This is a genomic window from Nostocoides japonicum T1-X7 (genome assembly GCF_001046855.1).
In the GTDB taxonomy this organism is placed as follows: domain Bacteria; phylum Actinomycetota; class Actinomycetes; order Actinomycetales; family Dermatophilaceae; genus Nostocoides; species Nostocoides japonicum.
Genome location: NZ_HF570958.1, coordinates 1,497,954 through 1,521,695 on the forward strand (window position 1 = coordinate 1,497,954; position 23,742 = coordinate 1,521,695).

23 protein-coding genes and 1 pseudogene are annotated in these 23,742 nt (G+C 72.7%); 20 read left to right on the forward strand and 4 right to left on the reverse strand.

Annotated features, from left to right (window positions below; all coding sequences use genetic code 11):
* Nucleotides 1-1,732: HNH endonuclease (locus BN12_RS06770; RefSeq protein ID WP_162233060.1), on the forward strand; the 1,732-nt coding region annotated here is incomplete at its 5' end.
* 17 nt (nucleotides 1,733-1,749) lie between these two features.
* Here BN12_RS06770 and BN12_RS06775 read toward each other — a convergent pair.
* From BN12_RS06775 to BN12_RS06785, 3 genes are all read right to left on the reverse strand, one after another.
* The gene (locus tag BN12_RS06775) at nucleotides 1,750-2,259 is read right to left on the reverse strand and encodes a DUF4234 domain-containing protein (RefSeq protein WP_200901167.1); all 510 of its coding nucleotides are present in this window, start codon (nucleotides 2,257-2,259) and stop codon (nucleotides 1,750-1,752) included.
* Between the two features lie 115 nt (nucleotides 2,260-2,374).
* Entirely contained in the window at nucleotides 2,375-3,289 is a 915-nt protein-coding gene (locus BN12_RS06780) for an LLM class flavin-dependent oxidoreductase (RefSeq protein WP_048551134.1), read from the reverse strand.
* Nucleotides 3,290-3,316: 27 nt separating this feature from the next.
* A complete protein-coding gene (locus tag BN12_RS06785) occupies nucleotides 3,317-4,882 on the reverse strand; it encodes an FMN-binding glutamate synthase family protein (protein WP_048551136.1) in 1,566 nt (521 codons plus the stop codon).
* 138 nt (nucleotides 4,883-5,020) lie between these two features.
* On the opposite strand from BN12_RS06785, the gene efp reads away from it, so the two are divergent.
* From efp to BN12_RS06805, 4 genes are all read left to right on the forward strand, one after another.
* Entirely contained in the window at nucleotides 5,021-5,581 is a 561-nt protein-coding gene (gene efp, locus BN12_RS06790) for an elongation factor P (protein ID WP_048551138.1), read from the forward strand.
* A gap of 12 nt (nucleotides 5,582-5,593) precedes the next feature.
* Complete coding sequence (gene nusB, locus BN12_RS06795) at nucleotides 5,594-6,007, forward strand: transcription antitermination factor NusB (RefSeq protein WP_048551139.1); 414 nt, start codon at nucleotides 5,594-5,596, stop codon at nucleotides 6,005-6,007.
* 87 nt (nucleotides 6,008-6,094) lie between these two features.
* Complete coding sequence (locus BN12_RS06800) at nucleotides 6,095-6,712, forward strand: ClpP family protease (protein ID WP_048556072.1); 618 nt, start codon at nucleotides 6,095-6,097, stop codon at nucleotides 6,710-6,712.
* A complete protein-coding gene (locus BN12_RS06805; RefSeq protein WP_048551140.1) occupies nucleotides 6,709-7,302 on the forward strand; it encodes a ClpP family protease in 594 nt (197 codons plus the stop codon). The genes BN12_RS06800 and BN12_RS06805 overlap by 4 nt, the downstream gene beginning before the upstream one ends.
* A gap of 123 nt (nucleotides 7,303-7,425) precedes the next feature.
* Here BN12_RS06805 and BN12_RS26575 read toward each other — a convergent pair.
* Nucleotides 7,426-7,545, reverse strand: a pseudogene (locus BN12_RS26575) (helix-turn-helix domain-containing protein); the annotation flags it as partial.
* Nucleotides 7,546-7,689: 144 nt separating this feature from the next.
* Between BN12_RS26575 and pyrR the strand changes: the two are divergent.
* The 15 genes from pyrR to BN12_RS06880 form a co-directional block, all read left to right on the forward strand.
* Nucleotides 7,690-8,328, forward strand: coding sequence for a bifunctional pyr operon transcriptional regulator/uracil phosphoribosyltransferase PyrR (gene pyrR, locus BN12_RS06810; RefSeq protein WP_048551141.1), 639 nt, complete (start codon nucleotides 7,690-7,692; stop codon nucleotides 8,326-8,328).
* Nucleotides 8,325-9,281 carry an aspartate carbamoyltransferase catalytic subunit gene (locus tag BN12_RS06815; RefSeq protein ID WP_048551142.1) on the forward strand — a complete coding sequence of 319 codons (957 nt, stop codon included), beginning with the start codon at nucleotides 8,325-8,327 and terminating at the stop codon, nucleotides 9,279-9,281. The genes pyrR and BN12_RS06815 overlap by 4 nt, the downstream gene beginning before the upstream one ends.
* Nucleotides 9,278-10,618 (forward strand): dihydroorotase, encoded by a 1,341-nt coding sequence (locus tag BN12_RS06820; protein ID WP_048551144.1) that lies wholly within the window; start codon nucleotides 9,278-9,280, stop codon nucleotides 10,616-10,618. The genes BN12_RS06815 and BN12_RS06820 overlap by 4 nt, the downstream gene beginning before the upstream one ends.
* Nucleotides 10,615-11,769 (forward strand): glutamine-hydrolyzing carbamoyl-phosphate synthase small subunit, encoded by a 1,155-nt coding sequence (carA, locus tag BN12_RS06825; RefSeq protein ID WP_048551147.1) that lies wholly within the window; start codon nucleotides 10,615-10,617, stop codon nucleotides 11,767-11,769. The genes BN12_RS06820 and carA overlap by 4 nt, the downstream gene beginning before the upstream one ends.
* 8 nt (nucleotides 11,770-11,777) lie before the next feature.
* The gene (gene ppk2, locus BN12_RS06830) at nucleotides 11,778-12,575 is read left to right on the forward strand and encodes a polyphosphate kinase 2 (RefSeq protein ID WP_048556073.1); all 798 of its coding nucleotides are present in this window, start codon (nucleotides 11,778-11,780) and stop codon (nucleotides 12,573-12,575) included.
* Between the two features lie 5 nt (nucleotides 12,576-12,580).
* Entirely contained in the window at nucleotides 12,581-15,889 is a 3,309-nt protein-coding gene (gene carB, locus BN12_RS06835) for a carbamoyl-phosphate synthase large subunit (RefSeq protein WP_048551149.1), read from the forward strand.
* Nucleotides 15,886-16,758 (forward strand): dihydroorotate dehydrogenase electron transfer subunit, encoded by an 873-nt coding sequence (locus BN12_RS06840; RefSeq protein ID WP_048551151.1) that lies wholly within the window; start codon nucleotides 15,886-15,888, stop codon nucleotides 16,756-16,758. The genes carB and BN12_RS06840 overlap by 4 nt, the downstream gene beginning before the upstream one ends.
* Nucleotides 16,758-17,714: a dihydroorotate dehydrogenase gene (locus tag BN12_RS06845; RefSeq protein WP_048551153.1), complete on the forward strand. Its 957-nt coding sequence runs from the start codon at nucleotides 16,758-16,760 to the stop codon at nucleotides 17,712-17,714. The genes BN12_RS06840 and BN12_RS06845 overlap by 1 nt, the downstream gene beginning before the upstream one ends.
* 1 nt (nucleotide 17,715) lies before the next feature.
* Nucleotides 17,716-18,573, forward strand: a complete 858-nt coding sequence (gene pyrF / locus BN12_RS06850) for an orotidine-5'-phosphate decarboxylase (RefSeq protein ID WP_048551155.1) — start codon at nucleotides 17,716-17,718, stop codon at nucleotides 18,571-18,573.
* A gap of 161 nt (nucleotides 18,574-18,734) precedes the next feature.
* Complete coding sequence (gene mihF / locus BN12_RS06855) at nucleotides 18,735-19,055, forward strand: integration host factor, actinobacterial type (RefSeq protein ID WP_048551157.1); 321 nt, start codon at nucleotides 18,735-18,737, stop codon at nucleotides 19,053-19,055.
* Nucleotides 19,048-19,608, forward strand: a complete 561-nt coding sequence (gmk, locus tag BN12_RS06860) for a guanylate kinase (RefSeq protein ID WP_048551159.1) — start codon at nucleotides 19,048-19,050, stop codon at nucleotides 19,606-19,608. Before mihF ends, gmk begins: the two co-directional genes overlap by 8 nt.
* A gap of 20 nt (nucleotides 19,609-19,628) precedes the next feature.
* Entirely contained in the window at nucleotides 19,629-19,898 is a 270-nt protein-coding gene (gene rpoZ, locus BN12_RS06865) for a DNA-directed RNA polymerase subunit omega (RefSeq protein ID WP_048551161.1), read from the forward strand.
* A gap of 9 nt (nucleotides 19,899-19,907) precedes the next feature.
* Nucleotides 19,908-21,179: a bifunctional phosphopantothenoylcysteine decarboxylase/phosphopantothenate--cysteine ligase CoaBC gene (coaBC, locus tag BN12_RS06870; RefSeq protein WP_048551163.1), complete on the forward strand. Its 1,272-nt coding sequence runs from the start codon at nucleotides 19,908-19,910 to the stop codon at nucleotides 21,177-21,179.
* 101 nt (nucleotides 21,180-21,280) lie between these two features.
* Nucleotides 21,281-22,501, forward strand: coding sequence for a methionine adenosyltransferase (metK, locus tag BN12_RS06875; RefSeq protein ID WP_048551165.1), 1,221 nt, complete (start codon nucleotides 21,281-21,283; stop codon nucleotides 22,499-22,501).
* 126 nt (nucleotides 22,502-22,627) lie between these two features.
* The coding region (locus BN12_RS06880) for a primosomal protein N' family DNA-binding protein (RefSeq protein WP_456093703.1) at nucleotides 22,628-23,742 on the forward strand (1,115 nt) is incomplete at its 3' end.

Sequence of the window (23,742 nt, forward strand, 5' to 3'; positions counted from 1 at the left end):
GGTGGCGTTGGCGCGGCGGGAGTCACCGGTGCGGGGGGACCGGCTGGTGGGGTTGGCGCGGGCGTTGGTGAGCGAGCTGCCGTGGACGATGGCCGCCCTGGAGCGAGGGCAGACCAGTGAGTGGCGGGCGACGCTGGTGGTGCGGGAGACGGCGGTGCTGTCCCGGGAGGACCGGGCCGAGGTCGATGCTCGGCTGGCGGGGGAGTTGCCAGGACTGGGGAATCTGGGGGTGGAGCGGGCCGCGCGGCGGATCGCGGAGGAGCTCGATGCCGCGGCGGCGGTGGCGCGTCGGTCGCGGGCGTTGGCGTCGCGGCGGGTGACGTGCCGTCCGGCGCCGGACGGGATGGCATACCTCAGCATCCTCGGGCCGCTCGTGGAGGTGGTCGGCGCGTTCGGTGCGCTCCAGCGGTACGCCAGGGCCGTCACCACCGGTACCGCGGAGGCGGATGAGCAGGGGCGGGTGGAGCAGCCGGCCGGGCGCGGGGTGGGCCAGGTGATGGCCGATACAGCGCTGCGGTGGCTGTCCGGGCGCGGTATCGGACAGGCCCAGCCGATCGAGGTGAACCTCGTGATGAGCGACACCTCCCTCTTCGGGCCCGACCCCGCCGACCAGCGCGGCCACTGTCACCGCCAGAGCCCGCGAGGCGAGCCGGGCCATGAGACGCCTGAGTACCGCGACGGCGACCCGGGCGGCGATCCCGACGACCAGAAGCGCGGCCACGCCAACCCTGACGGTGACCAGGATCGTGACGGCGGCGGTCCACAGACTCAGTCGGCCCGGCCGTGCCAGGGTGAGTACGACCGGGCCGGCCGTGCTGCCGAGGAACCCGCCGGTCTCGGAGGTGAAGAACCCGAGCTCAAGTGCAGCTCCGTCGGCCCCGAGTCCGGCCGGGGCGGTGAGGTGGGGTCCGGTGACCGCATGGACGACACGACTGCCTCCGCGGAAGACCTCGATCCGCCGGGCCACGTCGCTGCCGCCTCGGACGCCGGGCACGGCACCGCGTTCACGCGGTGGGGGCGGGACCCTGGTGGCCTCCAAGAGACGTTGCGGGCGTTCATGGCCGGGCTGGGACGCGACAGCATCGACGAACCGGCCCGGATACCCGGACATGGGTCGATCCCGGCCGCGATGGCCCGTGTGCTGATCCGCGGCGAGGGTCATCCCCCTCCGGACGCGGGCGCGGGCCTGGGGCCGGCCGAGGAGGCACGGGTCTGGCTGCGGCGGCTGTACAGCTCACCGAACGGGCGGGACCTGGTGGGCATGGACGCCCGGCGACGGCTGTTCACCGGGCAGCTGCGGCGCCTGTTGGTGCTGCGGGACGACGTGTGCCGCACACCCTGGTGCGAGGCCCCGATCCGGGACGCGGACCACACCGTGGCCCACGCCCACGGCGGCCCGACGTCCGCGGCCAACGGGGCGGGCCTGTGCCGGCGCTGCAACCTGACCAAGGAGGAGCCCGGCTGGGCCGCGCGGATCACCGCCACCGGACTGCCCATCGATCCCGTCGACGCCGTGAAGGTTCCGGGCGACGTGGCGGCCACCGGCGAGCGTGGTCCGCACACGATCGAGACGACCACGCCCACCGGGTTGACCTACCGGTCCGTCGCGCCGCCCCTGCCGGGGCGGGGATCCCGATCACCGCAGTGCCGCCCCAGCCACGACCCCGACCGGGCCCGCCACGGGGTGGAGGCCTGGCACATCCACCTCAGGGACCTCGCCCTGACCGCGTGAGACACGCGGCGACGGGATCAGCGAGTGCCGACGGTTCGCCAGTAGTTGTTGATCGCGCCGTTGGTCTTGACGAACCACACCAGCGGCCCGACAACGATGAAGGCCCCCGGGAAGTACCACAGCCCGGTGGCGCCGCTGACCGGCGCGGGCAGCCCACGCGAGCGATAGAGATTCCCGATCTCGGAGGAGGTGAGGAAGGGCGTGACGACGCCGCCGAGGAAGGTGATGAGCAGGGCGAGTCCGCCGCCGATCCCCTGGCCCGAGTGGCGCTTCATCTCGTCGTGCACGCTGAAGTACCAGTACAGCGGGTAGATCCCGAAGGTGACGAGCGTGAGCAGGATGCACACACCGGTGCTGCGGATCTTGCCGACCGGGGGCATCTGCTGGCCGTAGGGAAGAACGATTCCGTCCGTGCGATGGTCGATGCTCCGCTCCGGTGCGGGCGCTGCGAACGACGGGCCCGCGGGCTGCGCGGTCGGCAGTTCGGGTCGATTCTCCGTGGGCAGGGCAGAGGTGTACTCAGCCATCGTCATCTCCTCGGGTGAAGTGGCGCCCCCCTCTGGACCGCCATCGGGGACAGTAGTGGAGCGGTGCCCGGTATATCCGGCAGATCCGAAAATTCCCCGATCGGATCCGCGATCACTACGGCAGGTGCGGCAGCACCTCGGCCGCGAGCCGCTCGAGCTGTTCGTGATCGTCGGCCAGAGGGTTGAGCAGGAGCGTGCCGGCGCCCGCGTCGATGACCTCCTGCAGGCCGGCGGCCACATCGGCAGGCGTGCCTGCGACGGCGACCTCGTCGAGCTGGGGCACCGACGGGCCGTAGATCCTCCGGAGCCCGGCGAGGACGGCGGCCCGCGCCGCCTCGGCGTCGTCGTCGACCGCGAGGTAGACCCGTTTGCCGATGGGAAAGCCGGACGGGTCGCGTCCGGCCTCCTCCAGGGCACGACGGAGAGTGGTGACCTGGCCGGCGAACCGATCCGTCGTCACCGACCCGGCGCCCATGAAGGCGTCGCCGTGGCGCGCCGCCCGGCGCAACGAGGTCCGAGCACTCGCGCCGAACCAGACGGGCGGACGGGGCCGCTGGACGGGCTGGGGGCCCACGTCGGCGTGGACGGTGAAGAAGCGCCCGTCGAGGTCGACCCGCCCGTCGGCCCAGGCCGCCTTCATGATCCGCAGCCCCTCGACGAAGCGCGCGACGAACGTCGCCCTGTCGACACCGAACGCCGCGAAGTCGCGGAACCCGCCGCCCGCCGAGATGCCCACGTCGAGCCGGCCGTGGCTGAGCAGGTCGACGCTCGCGATGCTGCCGGCGAGGTGGAGCGGGCTGCCCAGCGAGGTGACGAGCACCGCCACCCCGAGGCGGATCCGCTCGGTGAGCGCGGCGGCATACGAGAGGGTCTCCAGGGGCGCGAGGAGCGGGGTCGGCCCGAGCGCCTGCTCCAGGGTCCAGGCCCCGGTGAAGCCGAGTGCCTCGGCCCGGTGGAGGTATGCCGAGAGCGCGACGCCGTCGACGCCCTCCGGCCCGACGAACTGGGGGATCGAGACGTCGTAGCGCACGTCTTCGACGCTACTCCCGCGTGTCGCCTACCTGGACGTCGTGCTCTCCGGGGCCGAGTCGCCCTCGGGCTCGCCGAGCATGAGGGCGCCCAGCTCCGCCGCGAGGTCGGCACCGAGGCGACCGTCCGAGGCCGAGTAGCCGAACACCTCGCGCAGCGGCGTCCCACGTCGCACCCCGTCGAGCAGCTCGACGTCGTCGACGGTGAGGAGGGCCGGATGACGGACCCCGCACGCCTCGGCGACCTTGAGCATGTCCCGACGCCAGGACCGGAGATAGTTGGCGACCCGAACCCCCTTGAGCTGCGGGTCGAGGCCCGCGGACAGCCACGGGTTCTGCGTGGCGACCCCTGTGGGGCACCGGTCGGTGTGGCACTTCTGGCTCTGGATGCAGCCGATCGCCATCATCGCCTCGCGCGCCACGTTGACCATGTCGACCCCGAGGGCGAAGGCGACGATGGCGTTCTCCGGTATGCCGAGCTTCCCGCTGCCGATGAAGGTCACCCGGTCGCCGACGCCCGCCTCGTCGAAGATCCGCCGGACCCGGGCGAACCCGACCCGGAAGGGCAGGGCGACCGCGTCGGAGAAGATGAGGGGCGCGGCACCGGTCCCGCCCTCGCCGCCGTCGATCGTGAGGAAGTCGACCCCCCGGTCGCCGCGCGCCATGAGCCGGGCGAGCTCCTCGAACAGGTCGAGGTGTCCGACCGCCGTCTTCACGCCCACCGGCAGGCCCGTCTCGTCCGCGATCCGCTCGACCCAGTCGAGCATCCCGTCCACGTCGTGGAACTCGGCATGCCGGGAGGGGCTCGCGCAGTCCTTCCCGAGGGGGATGCCGCGGATCTCGGCGATGTGCGGCGTGATCTTCGCGGCCGGCAGCATGCCACCGAGACCGGGCTTGGCGCCCTGGCTCAGCTTCACCTCGATGGCCCGGACGGGGGCGCTCGCGACGAGCTCCTTGAGCCGCTCGAGGTCGAACCGGCCCCGCTCGTCGCGGCACCCGAAGTAGGCGGTCCCGATCTGGAAGACGAGATCGCCACCCTGCCGGTGGTGCTCGGACAGGCTGCCCTCACCGGTGTTGTGGAGGGCACCGGCGAGCGCGACGCCCCGGTTGAGCGACTCGATGGCCTTGCCCGAGAGGGCGCCGAAGCTCATCCCCGACACGTTGATGCACGACTGCGGACGGAACGCCTTCGCCCGACCCCGCGGCCCGCCGAGGACCTTCGGCGAGGGGAGGACGACGTCGTCGCCGTGGTGCCTGCCCGTCGGAGCGGCGACGTCGGCGAAGGTCCGGTGCTTGACGACGACGTATCCCTCGGTGCGTTCGACGTCGTTGTCCGTCCCGAAGCCGACGTAGCTGTTCTCCAGCTTGCTGCTGGCATACACCCAGGTCCGCTGGTCGCGGCTGAACGGCCGCTCCTCGTCGTTGCCCGTCACGATGTACTGCCGCAGCTCCGGCCCGATCCGCTCCAGGGCGTACCGGGCGTGCCCGATGACGGGGAAGTTGTGCAGCAGGGTGTGCCGCCGCTGGAGGAGGTCGTATGCGACGACGCCCGCCGTCGCGACGACGCCGGCCCCCACGGCCCTCATCGGCCTCATGGGTCGCAGTCTGCCGTGCGGGCGTCCGATCGCCAAGCGCGCGGCGTGGGACCGGTAGACTGACGCGGAAACCCCGACCCTCGCGTCGGTGACGCGCGCCCGCGCGACCCGACCTCACGGCCTACGAAAGCGACTCACGTGGCAACGACCAACGACCTGAAGAACGGCATCGTCCTCAACCTCGAGGGCCAGCTGTGGACCGTCGTGGAGTTCCAGCACGTCAAGCCCGGCAAGGGGCCGGCGTTCGTGCGGACCAAGCTGAAGAACGTCCTCTCGGGCAAGGTCGTCGACAAGACCTTCAACGCCGGGGTCAAGGTCGAGACGGCGAACGTCGACAAGCGGACGATGCAGTACCTCTACAACGACGGCACGGACTTCATCTTCATGGACCCCGAGACCTACGACCAGCTGCCGGTGAGCCCGGAGGTCGTCGGCGACGCGGCGAGGTACATGCTCGAGAACCAGGACGCCGTCGTCGCCCGCCACGACGGGGACGTCCTGTTCATCGAGCTCCCCGCATCCGTCGTCCTCGAGGTCACCTACACCGAGCCCGGCCTGCAGGGCGACCGCTCGACGGGCGGCACGAAGCCGGCGACGCTCGAGACCGGCGCCGAGATCCAGGTGCCCCTCTTCCTCAACCAGGGCGAGAAGGTCAAGGTCGACACGCGCGACGGCTCCTATCTCGGCCGCGTCAGCTGACGCCCCGTCGGCATGGCGGCTCGCACGAAGGCTCGCAAGCGCGCTCTCGACCTCCTCTTCGAGGCCGAGCAGCGCGGCCTCAACGTCGGCGACCTCCTGCGTGAGCGTCTCGCGGCGCCGGTGACGGAGGCCCCGCTGCCGCAGTACACCGCCGACCTCGTCGAGGGCGTCGTCGGGCACTGGGCGGACATCGACGAGCTCCTTGCGACGTACTCCCAGGGCTGGTCGCTGGAGCGGATGCCGGCCGTCGACCGGGCGATCCTGCGGCTCGGCGCCTACGAGGTGCTGTATGCGGAGGACGTCCCCGAGCCGGTGGCGATCAGCGAGGCCGTGGGGCTCGCGACGGAGCTGTCGACCGACGACTCCCCGAAGTTCGTCAACGGGCTCCTCGCCCGGCTCGCGGAGGTCAAGCCGACCCTCGCGTGACCCGGTCGCCCCGGCGCTGCCCAGGGCAGCCCTGCCGAGAGCAGCGCCGGGGGCCGGCGGGTGGCCCCTGGGGTGAGGCTGGTGAGCATGACGGACATCCCACCGCCCGGGCGCGGTCTCGACGACGACCTCTACCGACGCCTCTTCGAGCGCCGCACCCTGCTGCTCGGCGAGCCGCTCGAGGACTGGAACAGCAACCGCCTGTGCAACGGCCTCGTCTTCCTCGCGGCCGAGTCCCCGGACGCCGACATCAGGCTCCTCATCAACTCGCCCGGCGGCTCGGTGCCGGGCATGCTGGCCATCCGCGACTGCATGCGGGCCATCCCCAACGACGTCGTCACCGTCAACATCGGGATGGCCTACAGCGCCGGCCAGTTCCTCCTCAGCTCCGGGACGAGGGGCAAGCGGTATGCCATGCCGCACTCCAAGGTGCTCCTCCACCAGGGGTCGGCCGGCATCGGAGGAACCGCCATGGACATCGCCATCCAGGCGGACGACCTGCGGCACACCCGGGACACCGTCCTGGCCCTCGTCGCGGAGGACACCGGTCAGGACGTCACGACGATCGAGCGGGACTCGCGGCGGGACCGGTGGTTCAGCGCACAGGAGGCGCTGGCATACGGGTTCGTCGACCAGGTCGTCTCCTCGATCGAGGAGATCTTCCCGGGTGCCGGACGGCCGGTCGGGCTGCGGGGTGCGCGATGAGCGGCTACCCGATCCCCTACGTCACGACGCGGACGAGCAGGGGCGAGCAGACCGTCGACATCTACTCGCGGCTCCTCGCCGACCGCATCGTCTATCTCGGGACGGCGGTCGACGACGGCGTCGCCAACACGGTCATCGCCCAGCTCATCCATCTGGAGTCCGACAGCCCCGAGCTGCCGATCCACCTGTACGTCAACTCCCCGGGAGGGTCGATCCCCGCGGTCCTCGCCGTCTACGACGCGATGCAGTTCGTGCGTCCCGAGGTCCACACGACGTGCGTCGGCCAGGCCGCGTCCACCTCGGCCGTGCTCCTCGCCGGCGGGGCCGCGGGGCACCGCCAGATCCTGCCGCACGGCCGGGTCGTCATCCACGCGCCGGCGACGGAGGGCCGAGGGGCCGTGCCCGACCTCATCCTCGAGGCCGACGAGGTCGAGCGGGTCCGCTCGATGCTCGAGGAGATCCTCGGGCGGCACACCGGACGCACCGCGGCGCGGATCCGCGAGGACACCGAGCGGGACCTCGTGCTGCCGGCGCAGGCCGCGCTCGAGTACGGCGTCGTCGACGCGATCGTCACCTCCCGCGCGGCGTGAGGCGGCGCGCCGTCAGGCCGCGAGGCAGACGGGGCCGCCGGCCATCCGCCCGCTCGCCCGGCGGGCGACCTCCCCGACGCCGAGGTCGAGCGCTCCGGACACGGCCTCGAGAACCTCGGAGGAGGGATCCTTGCGGCCGCGCTCGATCTCCGAGAGGTACTGCGGCGCGATGCCCGCGCGCTCGGCGACGTCGGCGTCCGCTCTCCGCGAACGAACTCCGAGGCTGTGCTGGGGATCCGAGATCGGTGGCCGGGTCCGCGCCTACTCGGTCGCCCGACACGCGTCGATGAGCGCGCGCACCTCGCTCGGCCGAGCACGATAGAGTGTCCGGCGAACGACGTCCTTTAACGACCTGTCCCGTGAGGCAGGGAAGGAGGTCCGGCGCGTATGCCGCGTCCTGACTCTGCTCCGACGAGCCCCACCTTCTCGTCCGCGCCGCCCGCCCAGAACCCGTCCCCACCGCTCGACCCGACCGGCCGCGACGTCCTCGGGGCGACCGACATCGCCCGGTGCCTGCGCCGGATCGCCCACGAGATCCTCGAGCACAACAAGGGGGCCGACGACCTCGTGGTCCTCGGCATCCCGAGCCGAGGGGTCGAGCTGGCGCACCGGCTCGTCGCCCTCATCGAGGAGGTCGAGGGGGCCAGGATCCCGGTGGGCGCGATCGACGTGACGATGTACCGCGACGACCTCCGCTCGCAGCCGACCCGGGCACCGCGGCACACCGACATCCCGGGGGGCGGGATCGACGGCAAGGTCGTCGTCCTCGTCGACGACGTCCTCTACTCGGGGCGCTCGGTGCGGGCCGCGCTCGACGCGCTCTCCGACCTCGGCCGCCCCAAGGCGGTGCGGCTCGCCGTCCTCGTCGACCGCGGGCACCGCGAGCTGCCGATCCGCGCCGACCATGTCGGCAAGAACCTCCCGACGAGTCACGCGGAGAAGGTGCAGGTCCGGCTCAGCGGCCACGACGGCATACCCGACGTCGTCCGGATCGCCGGCGGCGAGCCGCAGGCGGTGCGCGCATGACCCGGCACCTGCTGTCCTCCGCGGACCTGAGTCGCGAGGAGGTCGAGGCGATCCTCGACACGGCCACCGAGATGCACGACGTCCAGCGCCGCCAGGTCAAGAAGCTGCCGACGCTGCGCGGCCGCACCGTCATCAACTTCTTCTTCGAGGACTCGACGCGCACCCGCTCCAGCTTCGAGATCGCCGGCAAGTGGATGAGCGCCGACACGATCAACCTGTCGGCCAAGGGCTCCTCGACGAGCAAGGGCGAGTCGCTGCGCGACACGGTCCAGACGATCAACGCGATGGCCGTCGACGCCCTCGTCATCCGGCACAACGCGAGCGGCGCCTGCCAGCAGGTCGCCCAGTGGGTCGACGCGAGCGTCATCAACGCCGGCGACGGGACCCACGAGCACCCGACCCAGGCGCTCCTGGACGCGTACACGCTGCGCTCCCACCTCGGGGACCTCGACGGGCGGCACGTCGTCATCGTCGGCGACCTGACCCACAGCCGCGTCTTCCGCTCCAACGTCATCACCCTGAAGACCCTCGGCGCCCACGTGACGGTCGTCGCGCCGCCCACGCTCATGCCGAGCGGGATCGCGGACTGGAGCAAGGCCGACGGCTTCGCGACGGCCTGGGACCTCGACGAGGTCCTCGCGACCGGCGACGTCCCCGACGCCGTCATGATGCTGCGCGTCCAGAGGGAGCGGATGAGCGGCGGCTTCTTCCCGACGCCGCGGGAGTACACCGTCGGCTACGGACTGACCCGGCCCCGGCTCACCGCCCTGCTCGCCCGCAACCCGCTGGCCCTCGTCCTCCACCCCGGCCCGATGAACCGCGGCCTGGAGATCTCGGCGGACGCCGCCGACAGCGCCGCCTCCGTCGTCCTGGACCAGGTGTCCGCCGGGGTCGCGGTGCGGATGAGCGTCCTCTACCACCTCCTCGCCGGCTCGGAAGGAGCTGCCGCATGAGCGACGTCCTTCTCATCCGCGGTGCCGAGCTCTGGGGTCCGGGACCCGACGGTATGCCGGGCACGGGCGCCCGCGCGGACGTCCTCGTCCGCGACGGGGTCGTCGCGGAGATCGGCGCGGTGTCCGCGCCGAAGGACGCCGAGGTGGTCGACGCCGACGGGCTCGTCCTGCTCCCCGGCCTCGTCGACCTGCACACGCACCTGCGCGAGCCGGGACGCGAGGACGCCGAGACGGTGTCCACCGGGTCGGCCGCAGCCGCCGCAGGCGGGTTCACCGCCGTCCTCGCGATGGCCAACACCAGTCCGGTCACCGACACGGGGGAGGCCGCCGAGCGGATCCTCGACCTCGGCACCGCCGCCGGGCTCGCCGACGTCGTCCCCGTCGGCGCGGTGACCAAGGGCCTGGCGGGGGAGGAGCTCGCCGAGCTCGGGCTCATGGCGCGCTCGCGGGCCCGCGTCCGCGTCTTCTCCGACGACGGCCGCTGCGTCCAGGACGCCCGGGTGATGCGACGGGCGCTGGAGTACCTCCGGCCCTTCGACGGCGTCGTCTCCCAGCATGCCCAGGACGCGAATCTCGCGGGGCCACAGGCCTGTTGCCACGAGGGGGAGATCTCCGGACGCCTCGGTCTGCCGGGGTGGCCCGGTGTCGCCGAGTCGAGCATCGTCGCCCGCGACGTCATGCTCGCGGAACACACCGGTGGCCGGGTCCACGTCGCCCACGTCTCGACAGCCGCGTCGGTCGACGTCATCCGCTGGGCCAAGGCCCGCGGCATCCGGGTCACGGCCGAGGTGACCCCCCACCATCTCGCGCTCGGCACGGAGCTGGTCACCGGCTACGACCCCGTCTACAAGGTCAACCCGCCGCTGCGCCCGAGCGAGGACCGGACCGCGCTCGTCGAGGCCCTCGCGGACGGGACGATCGACGCCGTCGCGACCGACCACGCGCCGCACGCCCGGCACGACAAGGAGCACGCGTTCGCCGACGCGGCGTTCGGGATGCTCGGGCTCGAGACCGCCCTGTCGGTCGTCGCCGACGTCATGGTCCAGCCCGGGCGCCTCACCTGGAGCGAGGTCGCGACGCGGATGTCGGTGGCCCCGGCCCGGATCGCGCGGCTCGCGTCGCACGGCCGGCCGGTCGCCGTCGGGGAGCCCGCCAACCTCGTCCTCGTCGACCCCGCGGCGCGCACGACGGTCGATGCGGCCGCCTCACAGAGCCTGTCCCGCAACAACCCCTGGCACGGGCGCACCCTGCCCGCGGCCGTCGTCGCCACGGTCCTGCGCGGCCGTGTCACCGCCCGCGACGGGCGTGCCCTGACCGCCGAGGAGGCACTCGCATGACCGGACTCGTCACCGACCGCGAGCCCGCGGTCCTCGTCCTGGAGGACGGCCGCACCTTCCGGGGCGAGGCCTACGGCGCGACGGGGCAGACCGACGGCGAGGCCGTCTTCAACACCGGGATGACCGGGTACCAGGAGACGCTGACCGACCCCTCCTACCGGCAGCAGGTCGTCGTCATGACGGCACCGCACGTCGGCAACACCGGGTGGAACGACGAGGACGACGAGAGCACGCGCATCCAGGTCGCCGGCTACGTCGTGCGCGATCCCGCGCTGCGGCCCTCGAGCTGGCGGGCGACGACCACCCTCGAGGACGAGCTCGACCGTCAGGGAGTCGTCGGGATCAGCGGCATCGACACCCGGGCGCTCACCCGCCACCTGCGGGAGCGCGGTGCGATGCGCGTCGGCATCTTCTCCGGGCCGTCGGCGGGTATGCCGGTCGCCCAGCTCGTCGCGCAGGTCGCCGCCTCGCCCGCGATGGAGGGGTCCCGGCTCGCCGAGGAGGTGTCCACCCCCGAGAGCTACGTCGTCGAGGCCCCCGAGGTCAAGCGGTTCACCGTCGCGGCGATCGACCTCGGGATCAAGGCGATGACGCCGAAGCGGATGGCCGAGCGGGGGATCGAGGTCCACGTCCTGCCGGCGACGGCGACCTTCGAGGACATCGTCGCCACCGCGCCCGACGGCGTGTTCTTCTCCAACGGCCCCGGCGACCCCGCGACCGCCGACGCCCAGGTCGAGGTCATCCGGCGGGTCCTCGCCGCGGGCATCCCGTTCTTCGGCATCTGCTTCGGCAACCAGCTGCTCGGCCGGGCGCTCGGATTCGGCACGTACAAGCTGAAGTACGGCCACCGCGGCATCAACCAGCCGGTCCTCGACCGGGCGACGGGCAAGGTCGAGGTGACCGCCCACAACCACGGCTTCGCCGTCGACGCCCCGCTCGACGGCGAGACGGTCACCGACGTCGGGCGGGTCCGGGTGTCGCACGTCTGCCTCAACGACGACGTCGTCGAGGGACTGGAATGCCTCGACGTGCCGGCGTTCTCGGTGCAGTACCACCCGGAGGCCGCCGCGGGCCCGCACGACGCGGCATACCTCTTCGACCGCTTCGTCGACCTGATGGCCCAGCACCCCCACGGAAGGATGTCCGCGTGAGCAAGAGGATGCCCAAGAAGCGCTACGAGGCGGAGCTGCTCCACCTCGAGGCGCAGCTCGTCGACATGCAGGCCTGGGTCCACCGGACGGGCGCCCGGGTCCTGGTCATCTTCGAGGGCCGGGACGCCGCGGGGAAGGGCTCCACGATCAAGCGGATCACGGAGTACCTCAACCCGCGGATCACGAGGGTCGTCGCGCTCCCGTCGCCGAGCGACCGGGAGCGGACGCAGTGGTACTTCCAGCGCTACGTCCCGCACCTGCCGGCGGCCGGCGAGATCGTCCTCTTCGACCGCTCGTGGTACAACCGGGCCGGCGTCGAGCACGTCATGGGCTACTGCACGAACGCGGAGTACCACCGCTTCCTGCACCAGGCGCCGATCTTCGAGCGGATGCTCGTCGAGGACGGGATCATCCTGCTCAAGTACTGGTTCAGCGTGTCCGACGTGGAGCAGGAGAACCGCTTCCGCTCGCGCAACGACGACCCGATGCGGCGCTGGAAGCTCAGCCCCAACGACGTCCTGTCGATCACCAAGTGGGAGGAGTACTCCCGGGCGAAGGACACGATGTTCGTCCACACCGACATCCCCGAGGCGCCGTGGTTCGGGGTGGACAACGAGGACAAGCGCCGCGGGCGCATCAACATGATCGCGCACCTGCTCTCGCAGATCCCCTGGTCCAAGGTCGACCGCCCGCGGGTCGAGATCCCGGCGCGCCCGGGGTCCGGTGGCTACGAGCGTCCGCCACTGGACCAGTCCCAGCTCGTCCCCGACGTCGCCGGCACGCTTCTCGACCACGAGGTGGACTGACCCAGATGCCCAAGCGCGACGACATCGCGTCCGTCCTCGTCATCGGCTCCGGCCCGATCGTCATCGGACAGGCCTGCGAGTTCGACTACTCCGGCACCCAGGCCTGCCGGGTGCTCCGCGAGGAGGGAGTCCGCGTCATCCTCGTCAACAGCAACCCCGCGACGATCATGACCGACCCCGAGTTCGCCGACGCGACCTACGTCGAGCCGATCACGCCGGAGATCGTCGAGCAGATCATCGCTGCCGAGCGGCCCGACGCCGTCCTCGCGACCCTCGGCGGGCAGACGGCCCTCAACACCGCCATCGCGCTCCACGAGCGCGGCGTCCTCGAGAAGTACGACTGCCCGCTCATCGGAGCCAACGTCGAGGCCATCCAGCTGGGCGAGGACCGGGAGCGGTTCAAGGGCGTCGTCGAGCGCTGCGGCGCGGAGTCGGCCCGGTCGCGGATCTGCCACACGATGGACGAGGTCCTCGCCGCGGCGGACGACCTCGGCTACCCCGTCGTCGTCCGGCCCTCCTTCACGATGGGCGGCCTCGGCTCCGGGTTCGCCTACGACGAGACCGATCTGCGGCGGATCGCCGGCGCCGGTCTCCAGGCGAGCCCGACGACCGAGGTGCTCCTCGAGGAGTCCATCCAGGGCTGGAAGGAGTACGAGCTGGAGGTCATGCGCGACCACGCCGACAACGTCGTCGTCGTCTGCTCCATCGAGAACCTCGACCCGATGGGCGTCCACACCGGCGACTCGATCACCGTCGCCCCGGCCCTCACGCTGACCGACCGCGAGTACCAGCGGCTGCGCGACATCGGCATCGCCATCATCCGCGAGGTCGGCGTCGACACGGGCGGCTGCAACATCCAGTTCGCCGTCAACCCCGAGGACGGCCGGGTCATCGTCATCGAGATGAACCCCCGCGTGTCCCGCTCGTCGGCCCTGGCCTCCAAGGCGACCGGCTTCCCGATCGCCAAGATCGCCGCGAAGATGGCCATCGGCTACACGCTCGACGAGGTGCCCAACGACATCACCCGCGAGACGCCGGCGAGCTTCGAGCCGACCCTCGACTACATCGTCGTCAAGGTGCCCCGCTTCGCCTTCGAGAAGTTCCCGGCGGCCGACCCGACGCTCACGACGACGATGAAGTCGGTCGGGGAGGCGATGGCCATCGGCCGCTCCTTCACCGAGGCGCTCCAGAAGGCGCTGCGCTCCGTGGAGCGCAGGGACTCCGCCTTCCACTGGGCCGGCGACGTCCCCGACGCCGTCCGTGCGCGCGAGCTCCTCGAGGCCGCGCGGACCCCGACCGACGGCCGGATCGTCCAGGTCCAGCAGGCCCTCCGGGGCGGGCTGTCCGTCGAGGAGGTCCACGAGGCGACGGGCATCGACCCGTGGTTCCTCGACCAGATCGCGCTCGTCAACGAGGTGGCCCGCCGCGTCGCCGAGGCGGAGCGGCTCACCCCCGAGCTGCTTCGCCTGACCAAGCGGCACGGCTTCAGCGACACCCAGCTCGCCTCCCTCACGGGTATGCCGGAGGCCGTCGTCCGCGGGGTACGGCACGCCCTCGGCGTCCGGCCCGTCTTCAAGACCGTCGACACGTGCGCCGCGGAGTTCGCGGCCCAGACGCCCTACTACTACTCGGCATACGACGAGGAGAGCGAGGTCGAGCCGCGGGAGCGCCCGGCCGTCATCATCCTCGGCAGCGGGCCCAACCGGATCGGCCAGGGCGTCGAGTTCGACTACTCGTGCGTCCACGCGAGCTTCGCCCTCCGCGACGCCGGCTACGACACCGTCATGGTCAACTGCAACCCCGAGACGGTGTCGACCGACTACGACACGAGCAGCCGGCTCTACTTCGAGCCGCTGACCCTCGAGGACGTCCTCGAGGTATACCACGCCGAGCGCGAAGCCGGCCCGATCGCGGGCGTCATCGTCCAGCTCGGCGGCCAGACGCCGCTCGGGCTCGCCCAGGCGCTCAAGGACGAGGGCGTTCCCATCGTCGGCACCTCGCCGGAGGCCATCAACCTCGCCGAGGACCGGGGCGCCTTCGGGCGGGTCCTCGCCGAGGCGGGCCTTCCGGCGCCCCGGCACGGGACGGCGTACAGCGCGGAGGAGGCCGTCGAGATCGCCCGGGAGATCGGCTACCCCGTCCTCGTCCGGCCCTCCTACGTCCTCGGTGGCCGGGGGATGGAGATCGTCTACGACGACGCGACCCTGTCGACGTACGTCGAGCGCGCGACGATCGCCTCACCCGAGCACCCGGTGCTCGTCGACCGGTTCCTCGACGACGCCATCGAGATCGACGTCGACGCCCTCTACGACGGCGAGGACATGTACCTCGGCGGGATCATGGAGCACATCGAGGAGGCCGGCATCCACTCGGGGGACTCCTCGTGCACCCTGCCGCCGGTGACCCTCGGCCCGGGCGAGCTGCACCGCATCCGGGAGTCGACGCTCAAGCTCGCCGAGGGCATCGGCGTCCGCGGGCTCATGAACGTCCAGTTCGCGCTGGCCCAGGACGTCCTCTACGTCCTCGAGGCGAATCCCCGTGCCTCGCGGACGGTTCCGTTCGTCGCGAAGGCGACGAGCGTGCCCATCGCCAAGGCCGCCGCCCGCGTCATGCTCGGCGCCTCGATCGCCGAGCTCCGCGAGGAGGGACTCCTGCCGACAGGGGTCGACGGCGGGACGATGCCCGACCACGCGCCGATGTCGGTCAAGGAGGCGATCCTGCCCTTCAAGCGCTTCCGGACCCGGGAGGGCCAGGTCGTCGACAGCCTCCTCGGGCCGGAGATGCGCAGCACCGGCGAGGTCATGGGGATCGCCGACGACTTCGGGCACGCCTTCGCCAAGAGCCAGATGGGGGCGATCAGCGGGCTGCCGACCAAGGGCACGGTCTTCGTGACGGTCGCCAACCGCGACAAGCGAGGGATCATCTTCCCCGTCAAGCGGCTCGCGGACCTCGGCTTCCACATCGTCTCCACCGCCGGCACGGCGCACGTGCTGCGGCGCAACGGGATCGAGGCGGAGGTCGTCGGCAAGCACAGCGAGCGCGACCCGGGCGAGCGGACCATCGTCGACCGCATCGAGGCCGGCGAGATCGACATGGTCGTCAACACCCCGTCGGGCCCGAGCGCCCGCGCCGACGGGTATGCCATCCGCGCGGCGACGACGGCGGCCGACAAGCCGATCATCACGACCGTCCAGCAGCTCGGCGCCGCCGTCCAGGCCATCGAGGCCATCCAGGCCGGCGGCCTGTCGGTCAAGCCGCTCCAGGAGCACGCCCGCGACCTCGACCTCTACGGGCTCGGGAGGACGCGCGCGTGAGCGACGTCGCCCAGGAGTGCGCCGAGCTCGTCGCGAGCCGCCGCGTCGGGGCATACCACCACCTCACCTTCGTCGCCCCGGGCATCGCGAAGCTCGCCCGCCCGGGCCAGTTCGTCGCCGTCGCCGTCGGCGGGGAGGAGCCGGCCACCCTGCTGCGGCGGTGCTTCTCCCTCCACAAGGTGTCACCGGCGGGGGCCCACCGCGGCACGGTCGATCTCGTCGTGTCCGCCGTCGGGGCGGGCACGCGGTGGCTCACCGCCCTGCGGACGCACGACCGCACCGACGTCGTCGGACCCCTCGGCCGGCCCTTCCCGCTCCCCAAGGAGCCCGTCGCGACCGTCCTCGTCGGCGGCGGCTACGGCTCGGCGCCGCTGTTCTGGCTCGCCGACACGCTCCGGTCCCGCGGGTGCCGCGTCGACATGGTCCTCGGCGCCGCGACCGAGGAGCGGCTCTTCGGCGCCGTCGAGGCCCGCCGATCGGCCGACAGCGTCGTCGTGACGACCGACGACGGGTCCGTCGGGCACCGCGGCTGGGTCTCCGACGTCCTCCCCGCGGTCATCACCCACTCCCGCGCCGCCGTCGTCTACGCCTGCGGGCCGATGGGGATGCTCCGGTCGGTGACCGAGGTGGCCGCCGAGCACGGCGCCGTCGCCCAGGTCGCCGTCGAGGAGTCGATGGCGTGCGGCGTCGGTGTGTGCATGACCTGCGTCATGCCGGTCCGCGGCAACGACGGAGCGACCCGCATGGTGCGCTCGTGCGTCGAGGGGCCGGTCTTCCGCGGGGACCGGGTCCGCTGGGACGCCTTCGCCGACGGGCGGTGCCTCGTGCCGGAGGACGCCGTCGGCGCCGCGGCGATGAGGGCGCACTGATGGCCCCGGTCGACCTGTCGACCGACCTCGGCGGCGTCGTCCTGCCCAACCCCGTCATGACCGCGTCCGGCTGCGCGGCGAACGGCCGGGAGCTCCACCGGTTCGTCGACGTCGCCTCGCTCGGCGCGTTCGTCACCAAGACCGTCATGTCCCAGCCCCGTTCGGGCCGCCCGACGCCCCGGATGGCGGAGACCCCGTCGGGGATGCTCAACTCGATCGGGCTCCAGGGGCCCGGCATCCGGGCGTTCTGCGAGGAGGACCTGCCGTGGCTGCGGGAGCACGGGGCGCGGGTGCTCGTGTCGATCGCGGGAGGGACGGCGGGGGAGTTCGCCGACGTCGCGGCCCACCTCGCCGCGAGCCCGGCATACGACTGCGTCGCGGGCGTCGAGGTCAACATCTCCTGCCCCAACGTCGCGAACCGTGGGCAGGTCTTCGCCTGCAACCCGGAGGCGTCGGCGAAGGTCCTCACCCTCGTGCGCGAGCGGCTCCCGAGCGGGACGCCCCTGTTCGCCAAGCTGAGCCCCGACGTCACCGACATCGTCGAGATCGCCGCGTCGGTCCTGGGGAGCGGCGCGACCGGCCTGACGATGATCAACACCCTCCTCGGCGTCGTCATCGACACCGAGCGGCTCCGGCCGCAGCTCGCCGCCGTCACCGGGGGCCTCTCGGGGCCTGCCGTCCGGGCCGTCGCGGTCCGCGCCGTCTGGCAGGTCCACGCGGCGATGCGCGCCGGGACCCTCCCGGAGGCCCCGATCATCGGGGTCGGGGGAGTCCGGACCGGGGCCGACGCGCTGGAGCTCGTCGCCGCCGGGGCCTGCGCGGTCCAGGTGGGGACGGCCACCTTCCACGACCCGACGGCGCCCCGGCTCGCCCTCGACGGGCTCGCCGGGCTCGTCGCCGCGCACGGGTTCGACCGCTTCGCCGACGTCGTCGGCATCGCCCACGAGAGGACCTGACATGACCTCCACACCGTTCGGGGTGCGCCTCCGCCGGGCCATGGACGAGCACGGCCCGCTGTGCGTCGGCGTCGACCCGCACCGCGCCCTCGTCGAGTCGTGGGGGCTGCCCTACGACGCCTCGGGGCTCGAGCGCTTCGCGCGGTCCTGCGTCGAGGCCTTCGCCGGCGAGGTGGCGGTCGTCAAGCCGCAGTCGGCCTTCTTCGAGGTCTTCGGCTCCCGGGGGCTGGCCGTCCTCGAGCGCCTGCTCGCCGACCTGCGGGAGGCCGGCACGCTCACCATCCTCGACGCGAAGCGCGGCGACATCGGCTCGACGATGGACGCGTATGCCGCCGCCTACGTCGGCCCGGACGCCCCCTCTCCCGGGGACGCCCTCACCGTCAACCCCTACCTCGGGTACGGCGCGCTCCGCTCGACGGTCGAGCTGGCCCGCTCGACGGGTCGCGGCGTCTTCGTCCTCGCCCTGACCTCCAACCCGGAGGGCGCGAACGTCCAGCATGCGGTCGGGGAGCGCGGAACCGTCGCCGCCTCGATGGTCGCCGGCGCGGCCGCGGACAATGCCGCCGCCGCGGCCGAGGGGCGGCTCGGTGACGTCGGGCTCGTCGTCGGCGCCACGGTCGGCTCCGCGGTGCGTGACCTCGGGCTCGACCTCCTCGCGGCGAACGCCCCGATCCTCGCACCGGGCTACGGCTCCCAGGGTGCCGGCGCGGCGGACGTGGCGGTCGTCTTCGGCGACGCCGCCGGGAACGTCCTCGCGAACTCCAGCCGCGGGGTCCTGCGCCACGGGCCCGACGTGGCCGCGCTGCGGGCGGCGGCCCGCCGCGACGCCGAGGAGCTCGCTCTCGCCCTCCGGCGCTGACGCTGCGGGGATGACTCACCGGGCGCGGGCAGTTTTGCCGAGGACCCCCGCGCGCCACTAGGTTCGGCGATACAGGGGTCCGGTCCAGACGGCGGCCGGGCGGCAGGCACACGAGACATGGCCAGCTGGACGACCATGGCGTGACGGCGAGGAGTCAAGAAGTGGCCCTTCCAGAGCTCACCGAAGAGCAACGGGCGGCGGCGCTCGAGCGTGCGGCACTGGCCCGCCGCGAGCGGGCAGCGGTGAAGAACCGGCTCAAGCACTCGGGCGGCTCCATCGCGGACGTCATCCGCGACGGCAAGGAGAACGAGGTGATCGGCAAGATGCGGGTCAGTGCGCTCCTGGAGTCCATGCCGGGCGTCGGGCGCGCCAAGGCACGCCAGATCATGGACGAGGTCGGCATCGCCCCCAGCCGCCGGGTCCGGGGACTCGGGGCCAACCAGACCGCCGCCCTCCTGCTCCGCTTCGAGCCAGGTGAGTGACGAGCACCGTCTCGTCGTCCTCGCCGGCCCGACGGCCGTGGGCAAGGGGACCGTCGCCGCGTCCGTCCGCGAGCACCACCCGGAGGTGTGGCTGTCCGTCTCGGTGACCACGCGACCGCCCCGCCCCGGGGAGGTGGACGGGGTGCACTACCACTTCGTCACGCAGGAGGAGTTCGACGCCCTCGTCGCGCAGGGCGAGCTGCTCGAGCACGCCGTCGTCCACGGCCGGCACTCCTACGGCACGCCCGTGCGGCCCGTCCGCGACGCCCTCGCGGCCGGGCGGATGGCGCTGCTGGAGATCGACCTGCAGGGCGCGCGCCAGGTCCGCCGGACGATGCCCGAGGCCCTCTTCGTCTTCCTCGCGCCGCCGTCGTGGGACGTCCTCGTCGAACGGCTCGTGGGCCGCGGCACCGAGGACGCGGCCGAGCGGGAGCGGCGCCTCGCGACGGCTCGGGTGGAGCTGGGCGCCCAGGCCGAGTTCGACGTCACCGTCGTCAACGACGACGTTCGGCGGGCGGCCGAGGAACTCGTATCATTGATGCGATCCCACTGAAATCGACGTTAGGTCCCTCCGTGTCCGGAACCAAGGCAGCGCCCATCGGCATCACCAACCCGCCGATCGACGACCTCCTCACGAAGGCGGACTCCAAGTACGCCCTCGTCCTCTACTCGGCCAAGCGCGCCCGCCAGATCAACGCCTACTACTCCCAGCTCCAGGAGGGCCTCCTGGAGTACGTCGGCCCGCTCGTGGACTCCCAGGTCCACGAGAAGCCGCTGTCGATCGCCCTCCGCGAGATCGACCAGGGCCTCCTGACGAGCGAGCCCACCAACACCGAGGCCTGAGCGGCCTTCGTGAAGATCGTCCTCGGCGTCGCGGGCGGAATCGCGGCCTACAAGGCGTGCTCCCTCCTGCGCCTGCTCACCGAGGACGGCCACGACGTCACCGTCGTGCCGACGCAGGCGGCGTTGCGCTTCGTCGGCGCCCCGACCTGGGCGGCGCTGTCGGGCAGGCCGGTCGCGACCGAGGTCTGGGACGCCGTCCACGAGGTGCGGCACGTCCGTCTGGGCCAGGAGGCCGACCTCGTCGTCGTCGCTCCCGCCACCGCCGACCTGCTCGCCCGGGCGGCCCACGGCCTCGCCGACGACCTGCTGACCAACGTCCTCCTCACGGCCTCCGGCCCGGTCGTCCTCGCGCCCGCGATGCATACCGAGATGTGGGAGCACGCGGCGACCCAGGCCAACGTCGCGATCCTCTCCGAGCGCGGCGTCCACATCGTCCCGCCGGCGAGCGGCCGGCTCACCGGGGCCGACACCGGGCCCGGCCGGCTCCCCGAGCCGGAGGAGCTGTATGCCGTGTGCCGGCGGGTCCTCGCGCAGGGCCGCCCCGCGGGGCCTTCTCAGGGGGCGTTCGAGGCGACGCCGGTCGACGCCCCTGCCACCGGCGATCTCACGGGCCGGCACATCGTCGTCTCCGCCGGTGGCACCCGGGAGCCGCTCGACCCCGTGCGCTACCTCGGCAACCGGTCCTCGGGCAAGCAGGGGTACGCCCTCGCGCGGACGGCGCTGGCCAGAGGTGCCCGGGTGACGCTCGTCGCGGCGAACACGACCCTTCCGGACCCGCCGGGGGCGCTCGTCGTGCCCGTAGGGACGGCCGAGGAGCTCGCGGATGCCGTCCGCTCCGCGGTCGCCGAGGCCGACGCCGTCGTCATGGCGGCCGCCGTCGCGGACTTCCGGCCCGCCGCATACACCGAGCACAAGATCAAGAAGACCCACGACCCGGGAGACCCGGACGCCGCGCCCGTCATCGAGCTGGTCCGCAACCCCGACGTCCTCGCCGGCCTCGTCGCGGCGCGCGGGGACGCGACGACCCCCGTCATCGTCGGGTTCGCGGCGGAGACGGGCGACGAGAGCGGCGACGTCCTCGCCCTCGGCCGGGCCAAGCTGCTCCGCAAGGGGTGCGACATCCTCGTCGTCAACGAGGTCGGGGCGGACAAGACATTCGGCCGCGACGACAACCTCGTCCACATCCTGCGGCAGGGTTCCTCGGACGACATCGTCGTCGGGCCGACGAGCAAGGACGACGTCGCCGACGCAGTGTGGGACACCGTGCGGCCCCTCCTGTAGTCGCCACTAGACTCGCCCGGGACCGCGTCGCCAGGTCAGGGCTCCGCCCGCCGACCGGCCCGCATACCGCCAGACCCCGTTCGCCCAAGGAGAGAGACCCCATGTCGGGACGCCTGTTCACGTCCGAGTCCGTCACCGAGGGTCACCCGGACAAGATCTGCGACCAGATCTCCGACACGATCCTCGACGCCATGCTCGAGCAGGACTCCCGCTCACGCGTGGCCGTCGAGACCATGGTGACGACCGGCCTCGTCCACGTCGCGGGAGAGGTGACGACCGAGGCATACGTCGAGATCCCGCGCCTGGTCCGCAAGACCGTCCTCGGCATCGGGTACGACCGGTCCGACAAGGGCTTCGACGGCGCCTCGTGCGGTGTCGAGATCTCCATCGGCCAGCAGAGCCCCGACATCGCCCAGGGCGTCGACACCGCCTTCGAGAGCCGCACCGGCGGCATCGACCCCCTCGACAAGCAGGGGGCGGGCGACCAGGGCCTCATGTTCGGCTACGCGTGCGAGGACACCGCCGAGCTCATGCCGCTGCCCATCCACCTCGCGCACCGGCTCGCCGAGCGGCTCACCGCGGTCCGCAAGAGCGAGGAGGTGCCCTACCTGCGGCCCGACGGCAAGACGCAGGTGACGATCGGCTACGACGGGGACCGCGCCGTCCGGCTCGACACCGTCGTCCTCTCGACCCAGCACGCCGACGGCATCTCCCTCGACGCCCTCCTCACTCCGGACATCGAGCGGTTCGTCATCAAGCCGGTCCTGGAGGAGCTCGCCGACTCCGGCACCAAGCTCGACACGTCGGACTACCGCACCCTCGTCAACCCGACGGGCAACTTCGTCGTCGGCGGCCCGATGGGCGACGCCGGACTCACCGGGCGCAAGATCATCGTCGACACCTATGGCGGCATGTCCCGGCACGGCGGCGGCGCCTTCTCCGGCAAGGACCCGTCGAAGGTCGACCGCTCGGCCGCGTACGCCATGCGCTGGGTCGCGAAGAACGTCGTCGCCGCCGGGCTCGCCTCCCGCTGCGAGGTCCAGGTCGCGTATGCCATCGGCAAGGCCCAGCCGGTCGGGCTCTACGTCGAGACGTTCGGCACCGAGCGGGTCCCCGTCGACCGCATCCAGTCGGCCATCTCCTCGGTGTTCGACCTGCGGCCGGCCGCGATCATCGACGAGCTCGACCTGCTCCGCCCGATCTACGCCCGGACCGCCGCCTACGGCCACTTCGGCCGGACCTCGGCCGCCGGCGTCGAGGGCGGCTTCACGTGGGAGCGCACCGACCGCGTCGAGGCGCTCCAGGCCGCCGCCCACGCCTGACGCACCGCCGTCCGCGCGCAAGTTCTCCGTCCGAACCGCGCCGCCCGACCGGGTCCGTCATCGCCCCCGGTCCTCCCTGTGGATGACGACGCGGGGGTGTCGGCTGCGGCCGGTAGGTTCGGCGGGGTGAGCGAGCAGCTGGCCCTCATCGGCCCGGCCACGACCGCCCGGTCGGCGGCCCGGGACGCTCGACGGCGCGCCCGCGCCGCGGCGCGCGCCACGCTCGCCGCCGACCGTCCGGTGGCCCGGGTCCTCGTCGACACCGGCCTGGCCCATCTGGACCGGACGTTCGACTACTCCGTCCCCGCGTCGCTCGAGGAGCAGGCCGTGCCCGGGGCACGCGTCAAGGTGCGGTTCGCCGGGCGCGACCTCGACGGGTTCGTCGTCGAGCGGACGGACCGGGCCGACCACGACGGGCGGCTCCAGCCGCTGCGGCGGGTCGTCTCGTCCGAGCCCGTCCTCACGCCCCACCTGCTCGCCGTCGCGGAGCGGCTCGCGGCGGCGAGCGCCGGCACCGTCGGCGACGTCCTCCGGCTCGCCATCCCGCCGCGCCACGCGACGGCGGAGAAGGCCCTCGACAGGCAGGAGGCAGGGGCCGACACAGTCTCGGGAGCCGGCGACCCGCCCACCGCTCGACGGGAGGGATCGGCGTGGGAGCCGTACCCGGCGGCCGGCGCCTTCCTCGGTCACGTCGGCAGTGGCGGCGCTCCGGGGGCGTCGTGGCTCGCCCTCCCGTCGGTCACCGACGCGGCGCGGGACTGGCCGGCCGCCTTCGCCGAGGCCGCCCTCGTCGCCGCCCGCGCGGGCCGGGGCTCCGTCCTCGTCGTCCCCGACCATCGCGATCTCACCCGGCTGGAGGCCGCCGTCCGAGCGGTGGCGGGACCCTCCGCATACGTGCGGCTCACCGCCGACCAAGGCCCGCAGGCGCGGTACACCGCCTTCCTCCGGGCGCTGCGCGGTCACGTCCGGATCGCGATCGGCACCCGGTCGGCAGCGTTCGCGCCGGTCGGCGACCTCGGGCTCGTCGCGTGGTGGGACGACGGCGACGACCTCCTCGACGAGCCGCGCGCGCCGTACCTGCCGGTGCGGGCGGTGCTCCGCGAGCGGGCGGAGGTGGCGGGTGCCGCCGTGCTGGCCGGGGGGTTCACCCGGTCGGTCGCCGTGCAGCAGCTCGTCGAGGACCGGGTCCTCGTCCCGCTGGAGGCGCCGCGACCGGTCGTGCGCCGGGCCGCCCCCCGGGT

Coding starts and splice junctions, on each gene's coding strand:
- BN12_RS06820 (WP_048551144.1), top strand. CDS start 9,278: ATGAGCGACGTCCTTCTCATCCGCGGTGCCGAGCTCTGGGGTCCGGGA.
- carA (WP_048551147.1), top strand. CDS start 10,615: ATGACCGGACTCGTCACCGACCGCGAGCCCGCGGTCCTCGTCCTGGAG.
- BN12_RS06785 (WP_048551136.1), bottom strand. CDS start 4,882: ATGAGGCCGATGAGGGCCGTGGGGGCCGGCGTCGTCGCGACGGCGGGC.
- ppk2 (WP_048556073.1), top strand. CDS start 11,778: ATGCCCAAGAAGCGCTACGAGGCGGAGCTGCTCCACCTCGAGGCGCAG.
- BN12_RS06805 (WP_048551140.1), top strand. CDS start 6,709: ATGAGCGGCTACCCGATCCCCTACGTCACGACGCGGACGAGCAGGGGC.
- pyrF (WP_048551155.1), top strand. CDS start 17,716: ATGACCTCCACACCGTTCGGGGTGCGCCTCCGCCGGGCCATGGACGAG.
- BN12_RS06845 (WP_048551153.1), top strand. CDS start 16,758: ATGGCCCCGGTCGACCTGTCGACCGACCTCGGCGGCGTCGTCCTGCCC.
- BN12_RS06800 (WP_048556072.1), top strand. CDS start 6,095: ATGACGGACATCCCACCGCCCGGGCGCGGTCTCGACGACGACCTCTAC.
- nusB (WP_048551139.1), top strand. CDS start 5,594: ATGGCGGCTCGCACGAAGGCTCGCAAGCGCGCTCTCGACCTCCTCTTC.
- carB (WP_048551149.1), top strand. CDS start 12,581: ATGCCCAAGCGCGACGACATCGCGTCCGTCCTCGTCATCGGCTCCGGC.
- BN12_RS06775 (WP_200901167.1), bottom strand. CDS start 2,259: ATGGCTGAGTACACCTCTGCCCTGCCCACGGAGAATCGACCCGAACTG.
- BN12_RS06815 (WP_048551142.1), top strand. CDS start 8,325: ATGACCCGGCACCTGCTGTCCTCCGCGGACCTGAGTCGCGAGGAGGTC.
- pyrR (WP_048551141.1), top strand. CDS start 7,690: ATGCCGCGTCCTGACTCTGCTCCGACGAGCCCCACCTTCTCGTCCGCG.
- metK (WP_048551165.1), top strand. CDS start 21,281: ATGTCGGGACGCCTGTTCACGTCCGAGTCCGTCACCGAGGGTCACCCG.